Source organism: Actinoplanes cyaneus, from assembly GCF_016862095.1.
Classification (GTDB): domain Bacteria; phylum Actinomycetota; class Actinomycetes; order Mycobacteriales; family Micromonosporaceae; genus Actinoplanes; species Actinoplanes cyaneus.
The window spans coordinates 224,240-230,619 of the sequence record NZ_BOMH01000045.1; the positions used below are offsets into that span (position 1 = coordinate 224,240).

General features: G+C 72.0%; 6 protein-coding genes. 4 read left to right on the forward strand and 2 right to left on the reverse strand.

Annotation, left to right across the window (positions count from 1 at the left end; translation table 11 throughout):
• Window positions 1-98 precede the first annotated feature (98 nt).
• The 3 genes from Acy02nite_RS30820 to Acy02nite_RS30830 all read left to right on the forward strand — a co-directional run bounded on the left by Acy02nite_RS30820 (window position 99) and on the right by Acy02nite_RS30830 (window position 4,063).
• Window positions 99-1,580, forward strand: coding sequence for a glycoside hydrolase family 43 protein (locus tag Acy02nite_RS30820; protein WP_203747639.1), 1,482 nt, complete (start codon window positions 99-101; stop codon window positions 1,578-1,580).
• A 215-nt stretch (window positions 1,581-1,795) separates the two neighbouring features.
• Window positions 1,796-2,920, forward strand: coding sequence for an NADH:flavin oxidoreductase (locus Acy02nite_RS30825; RefSeq protein ID WP_239175367.1), 1,125 nt, complete (start codon window positions 1,796-1,798; stop codon window positions 2,918-2,920).
• Between the two features lie 372 nt (window positions 2,921-3,292).
• Window positions 3,293-4,063, forward strand: coding sequence for a hypothetical protein (locus tag Acy02nite_RS30830; RefSeq protein ID WP_203747642.1), 771 nt, complete (start codon window positions 3,293-3,295; stop codon window positions 4,061-4,063).
• Here the strand turns inward: Acy02nite_RS30830 and Acy02nite_RS30835 are convergent.
• Together Acy02nite_RS30835 and Acy02nite_RS30840 are read right to left on the reverse strand one after the other, a co-directional pair.
• On the reverse strand, window positions 4,036-5,202 hold the full coding sequence (locus Acy02nite_RS30835) for a 4-hydroxybenzoate 3-monooxygenase (RefSeq protein ID WP_203747645.1): 1,167 nt from the start codon (window positions 5,200-5,202) through the stop codon (window positions 4,036-4,038). The genes Acy02nite_RS30830 and Acy02nite_RS30835 overlap by 28 nt on opposite strands.
• Before the next feature lie 39 nt (window positions 5,203-5,241).
• Window positions 5,242-5,982: an IclR family transcriptional regulator gene (locus Acy02nite_RS30840; protein ID WP_203747648.1), complete on the reverse strand. Its 741-nt coding sequence runs from the start codon at window positions 5,980-5,982 to the stop codon at window positions 5,242-5,244.
• 69 nt (window positions 5,983-6,051) lie between these two features.
• Between Acy02nite_RS30840 and Acy02nite_RS30845 the strand changes: the two genes are divergently transcribed.
• Window positions 6,052-6,380 (forward strand): dioxygenase family protein (locus Acy02nite_RS30845; protein WP_498063722.1); only part of this gene is annotated, 329 nt, incomplete at its 3' end.

Consider the following 6,380-nt stretch of genomic DNA (forward strand, 5'->3'; position numbering starts at 1 on the left):
GCGGCCGGGCGCACGCGCGGCGCCGGTGAAGATGAGCGTCAGCCCTGGTGGCTCGCCGCCGTCCGGTGCCCGACCCTGATCGGGGACACAATTCGACAATGCTGATCCGGAATCCGATTCTGCCCGGCTTTCACCCGGACCCGGCGATCCTGCGGGTGGGCGACGACTACTACATCGCCACGTCGACGTTCGAGTGGCATCCCGGGGTGCAGATCCACCACTCGCGGGACCTGGCGCACTGGCGGCCGCTCGGCGGGGCGCTGGACACCCAGGAACTGCTCGACCTGCGCGGGGTGCCGGACTCCGGCGGGGTGTGGGCGCCCGACCTGACGTACGCGAACGGGCGGTTCCACCTGGTGTTCGGGGTGGTCGACGCGTACGCGTTCGGGCACAAGGACGTCACCGTCATGCTCACCTCCGCACCGCGGATCGATGGGCCGTGGGAGCGGCCGGTCGTGGTGCCCAGCCGCGGGTTCGACCCGTCGCTGTTCCACGACGCTGACGGGACGACGTGGCTGGTCAACATGGCGATCGACCGTACGCCCGGCAGCCGTGGCTTCGCCGGGGTCCAAGTGCAACGGCTGGACGGCACGACACCGGTCGGCGATCCGCACTGGATCCACGGGCTGACCGAGCACGGCGTCACCGAAGGGCCGCACCTCTACCGGATCGGCGACTGGTACTACCTGCTCGTCGCCGAGGGCGGCACCGGCTGGCGGCACGGGGCCCTCGTGCTGCGGTCGCGGGAGCTGCTCGGGCACTACGAGCCGGACCCGGCCGGGCCGCTGATCACCTCCCGGGACGATCCGGGGCTGGCGCTGCAGAAGGCCGGGCACGCGAGCCTGGTCGCCACACCGGACGGGCAGTGGTTCGCTGCGCATCTGGCCGCCCGGCCGTACGGCGAGCTCGGGCCGTGTGTGCTCGGGCGCGAGACCGCTCTGCAGCAGGTCACCTGGGTGAACGGGTGGCCGCGGATCGCCGGAGCAAGGCCCGCCGTGGAGGTTTCCAGCCCGCTGGCCGCCCACCCGTGGCCGGATCAGGAACAACCGTGGAGCGGGCTGCGGCGGGCGGTCGCGGCCGACTGGGTCGAGTTCGGTGACCCGATCCGGATCAGGGGCGGACAATCCGCGTACGGCCGGCGCGCGCCGAGCCTGCTCGCCCGGCCGATCAGCAGCCGCACCGAGACGTTCGCCGCCGACGTCACGTTCACCACCGACAGCCCGCATCAGTCGGCGGGGATCACGGCCTTCTACAACAGCCGCAACTGGTACTACCTCGCCCTGACTGCGGACGGGTTCGCCCTGACCGGTTGTGATCACGGGCGGCGGGAGGTGTTGTTCCACGGCACGGGCAGCCCGCGCCGGCTGGAGCTGGCCTTCGACGGGCCGGTGCTGCGGTTCGCCGCGGACGGAACGGACCTGGGCGTCACCGCGGACGCGACAGTGCTCTCCGACGAGCACGCCGTCGAGCACCTCGGCGATCAGGTGTTCGCGCTCGGGTTCACCGGCGCCATGGTCGGCCTGTGGGTGCAGGACCTCGCCCACGAAGGCTGTCACGCGGACTTCGCGGTGGCGACATGAGAGCGCTGGTCGTCCGGCGGGTTCACGCCCGAGCGGGAGGCGGGACCGGTCGACCGGGTCCGGGCCGGCGCGGCCGGCGCGCGGTTCCAGCGAGCAGGCGTGGCCCGCGGTCACCGGACGACGGATCACCGGCAATCACCATGTGAATGGTATGACATGCGCCACACGGCGGCGGCGGTCGGATTAACCGGGGACCGGGTTGATTTGATCGTGGTGTGACTATCGAAACCACGACGGACGGAGCGGCCGGGGACCCGGCGCCGCTGTTCACGCCGTACGCACTCGGCGGTGTCGACCTTTCCAATCGGTTCGTGATGGCGCCTATGACCAGGCAGTTCTCGCCCGGCGGGGTGCCCGGCCAGGATGTCGCGGACTACTACGCGCGGCGGGCGCCGCACGTCGGGCTGATCGTCACCGAGGGCACCTACGTCGATCATGCGTCGGCCGGGTCCAGTGACCGGGTGCCGCGGTTCTACGGCAAGGACGCGCTGGCCGGCTGGCGTGCCGTCACCGACGCCGTGCACGCGGCCGGCGGCCGGATCGTCCCGCAACTGTGGCACCTGGGCGCCACCCGGACCGCGGGCGCGCCGCCGCACCCGGACGCGCCGGTGCTGAGCCCGTCCGGCCGGCGCGCCGACGGCGCCGTGGTCGGCGAACCGGCGACCGCCGCCGACCTGGACGCGGTGGTCGCCTCGTTCGCTCGCGCGGCCCGCGACGCGCAGCTGGCCGGGTTCGACGGCGTCGAGCTGCACGGAGCGCACGGCTACCTGCTGGATCAGTTCCTGTGGAACGGCACGAACAGCCGCGGCGACGCGCACGGCGGTAGCCCGGCGAACCGGGCGCGGCTCGGCGCCGAGGTGGTGGCCGCGGTCCGCGACAGCGTCGGGCCCGCCTTCCCGGTGCTGTTCCGGTTCTCGCAGTGGAAGGGCGGCCACTTCGACGCCCGCATCGCCGACAGCCCCGACGAGCTGGAGCAGATCCTCGCCCCGCTGGTCGACGCCGGGGTCAGCGCCCTGCACGTGTCGACCCGGCGGTACTGGCTGCCGGCCTTCGAGGGCTCGTCACTGACCCTCGCCGGCTGGACGAAGAAGGTGACCGGGCTGCCGGTCGTCGCGATCGGCTCGGTCGGCGTGGCACAGGCCTTCCGCGGCGAGGACGAGGAACCGGCCCCGACGCTGAGCCTCGCCCCGCTGCTCGAACTCTTCGAACGCGGCGAGTTCGACCTGGTCGCGCTCGGCCGCGCGCTGCTCTCCGAGCCGGCCTGGCCGACCAAGGTGCGCGAGGGCCGGCTGGACGAGATCCGGCCCTACGACAAGGCTGACGAGGGCCGGCTCGTCTGACCGCCGCGATCACCACCTGTCCGCCGTCCGTGCGTCGGCGATCCACTGTCCGATGAAGATCGCTCGTCCGCCGTGCCGTGCGAAGAGTTCCTCGGCCTGTGCGAGGTGCCGGCCCGGTGGTGTCGAGGCGGCGCGCCGGTACGCGAGGTTCCCGCCGGCAGCGCCGCCTCGGCCACCACCAGGGCCGCGACCACCCACGAACACCAACACCGGAGGGAGGGCGCCGAGCCAGTCGCCGAGCCGTCCCGCCGATGTTCCCCCGTTCGTGCGCACGGCCGTCGCCGTACCACTCGGACGTTAGGGCTTGGGTAGACGGCCCGGATCCGTGATGCTCCTTAGGGATCCACCGATATCTACCCGGAGGAGCTCGGTATGCATCCGACGCTGCAGCGCCTGGACGAGATCGCCGGCCGTGTGGCCGCCCGTGACGACACGATCGCGCTGCTCGGGCTGGGGTCCGCCGGCGCCCAGCGGGGACGTCTCGACGATCACTCCGATCTGGACTTCTTCCTGGTCGTGGAGGAGGGCGCGACCAGCCGGTACGCCACCGAGACCGACTGGCTCGCCACGACCTGCCCGCTGGTGTGGAGTTTCGCCCACGAGCGCCACGGCCGTAAGGCGCTCTTCGCCGACGGGATCTTCCTGGAGTACGGCGTCTTCACCGTCCCCGAGCTGCGCAGAGTCCCGTTCCGTGGCGCCCGGGTGGTGTGGCGGCGGCCGGACGCCCCGCCCGGCCTCACCGAGTCCGACGCCCCGGTGCCGCGCCCGCCGTTCGACACCGTCGAGTTCCACCTCAACGAGGCCCTCGCCAACCTGTACGTCGGACTGCACCGTGACCTGCGCGGCGAGCACCTGAGCGCGGCCCGTTTCATCCAGGGCCACGCCGTGGACCGCGTGATCGCGTTGTTGCGGTTGAGTGCGGGCGAACCGCCGTACCGCGACGTCTTCGATGATTCCCGTCGCGTCGAGCGAACCTATCCGCCGCATGTCCTGCCGCTGGAGGGGATGGTCCCGGGCTACCTCGGCAACGCCGCCGCGGCCCGGGTCATCCTCGACTGGCTCAGCGTGCGGTTCCCGGTGCCGCCGCCCCTGCGTGAAGCGCTCGAGTCCCTGCTTCAGAGGAAGATCGGCAGGCCGGCGTAGTTCTCGGCGAGGCCGGTCGCCCCGGCCTCGCTCGACGCCACCCACCGCAGCTGGGAGAGCTGCAGCTGCGCGTCGAACGGGTCCCCGGAGGTGTGCAGCATCGTCGTCATCCACCAGGAGAAGTGCGTGCACCGCCAGACCCGCCGCTGCGCGGTTTCCGAGTACGCGTCGGCGAGCCGATCGTCCTTCCCGGCGAAGCGCGCGACCAGCGCCCTGCTGAGCAGCGCCACGTCCGCGATCGCCAGGTTGAGGCCCTTCGCGCCGGTCGGCGGGACGATGTGCGCGGCGTCCCCGGCGAGGAACAGGTTGCCGTGCCGCATCGGGGTCTGCACGTAGCTGCGCATCGGCAGCACGCTCTTGTCGGTGATCGGGCCCGGGGTGAGCTTCCACCCGTTCTGCCCGTGCCCGAGGCGGGTCGCGAGCGCGTCCCAGATCTGGTCGTCGGACCAGAATTGCGGGTCGGTGCCGTTCGGGACCTGCAGGTAGAGGCGGCTGACCGTGGCCGAGCGCATCGAGTGCAGGGCGAAGCCGTCCGGGTGCCAGGCGTAGATCAGCTCGTCGGTGGAGGGCGCGACGTCGGCGAGGATGCCGAACCAGGAGTACGGGTAGACCCGCTCGAAGGTCTCCGCCGCCGGGACGGCCTTGCGCGAGACCCCGAACGAGCCGTCGCAGCCGGCGACGGCAAGCGCGTCGATCCGTGCGCTACGCCCGTTGCTGTCGGTGTACGTCACGTACGGAGACGCTTCGAGGTCGTGCAGCTCGACGTCGCTGACCTCGTAGTGGATCTCCTGCCCGGCCGCGCGACGGGCCGCGATCAGGTCTTTCTGCACCTCGGTCTGCCCGTAGACCCAGACCGACCGGCCGGTCAGGTTCACGAAGTCGAGGTGGTGCCGCTCGCCCGGCCACTGCAGGTAGATCCCGCGGTGCTCGTCCCCCTCGGCGCGCAACCGGGCGCCGAGCCCGGCGGACTCCAGCAGCTCGACACTGGAGTGCTCGAGGATCCCGGCCCGGATCCGCGCCGCGACATACTCCTCCGAGCGGGTCTCCAGGACCACGGAGTCGACGCCGCCCTGGGCGAGCAGATGGGACAGAAGCAGTCCGGCCGGGCCGGCGCCGATGATGGCGACCTGGGTACGCATGCCACCACCTTCAGCGGCGGACGGCGCTGCGGCAAGGGGCTATTTCCACTGGACGGAAGCCAGCGTACGCCCGATGCCCTGCGCCGCGACCTGTAACGCCGACACCAGGCGTGGCAGCTGACGCCGCAGATCGGGCACGACCATGCCGAGCGCGGCCACCACCGCGTCCCCGTTGCGCACCGGCACCGCCACCGAGCAGGCGCCCAGGCTCATCTCCTCGCCGGTGGTCGCGTACCCCTCAGCGCGGACCCGGCGCAGCTGCTCGAGCAGCCGAGCCGGCTGGGTGACCGTGTAGGCGGTGACCCGGGTCAGATTCTGAAGAGCATTCGCGCGTACGTCGTCCGGGGCATACGCCAGCAGCACCTTGCCCACCCCGGTCGCGTGCAGCGGCAGCCGTGACCCGATCTTGCTCACCACCGGCACCGACACGTGCCCCGCGAGCCGATCGATGTAGAGCACCTCGAGCCCGTCGCGGACGGCCAGGTGCACTGTCGCGAGCGTGGCCCCGTAGAGGTCGTGCAGGAACGGGCTGGCCGCGGTCCGCAGTTCACTCTGCACCGGCGCGAGCAGGCCCAGCTGCCAGATCCGCCGCCCGATCACATACCCGCCGTCCGGCTCCCGGGCCAGCGCGCCCCACCTCACCAGCTCGCCGACGAGCCGGTGCGCGGTGCCCAGCGGGGTGCCGGTGCGCCGCGCCAGCTCGCTGAGCGTGAGACTGCGGTGCTCGGAGTCGAACACCCCCAGCAGGTCGAGCGCCCGCGCCGTCACGCTCTTCGCCATCGGATACCTTTCCGTTCAACGGAAGCCCGGTGTCGCCCCGGGCAACCCTGACCGCCTAGCGTCGCAGAGATGAACACCCAGGCTGAGATCAACCAGGAGATCGAAGCGGCGGCGCGGCAGCCGGGCGGCCCACAGCCCCGGATCGACTATGCGCCGTACCGCAGCAGCATCCTGCGGCACCCCAAGCAGCCCCTGCACCTCATCGACCCGGAATCGGTCGAGCTGTGGGCTCCGGCGTTCGGGCACCGTGACGTCGCCGACGACGAGGCCGACCTGACCATCCAGCACGCCGGCACCCCGCTCGGCGAGCGGATCGTGGTCACCGGCCGGGTGCTCGACGGCGACGGGCGGCCGGTCGCGAACCAGCTGGTCGAGGTGTGGCAGGCGAACGCCGCGGG

Excerpts from the sequence above, each read along its gene's own strand:
- Acy02nite_RS30830 (WP_203747642.1), top strand. The coding sequence starts at position 3,293 with ATGCATCCGACGCTGCAGCGCCTGGACGAGATCGCCGGCCGTGTGGCC.
- Acy02nite_RS30820 (WP_203747639.1), top strand. The coding sequence starts at position 99 with ATGCTGATCCGGAATCCGATTCTGCCCGGCTTTCACCCGGACCCGGCG.
- Acy02nite_RS30840 (WP_203747648.1), bottom strand. The coding sequence starts at position 5,982 with ATGGCGAAGAGCGTGACGGCGCGGGCGCTCGACCTGCTGGGGGTGTTC.
- Acy02nite_RS30835 (WP_203747645.1), bottom strand. The coding sequence starts at position 5,202 with ATGCGTACCCAGGTCGCCATCATCGGCGCCGGCCCGGCCGGACTGCTT.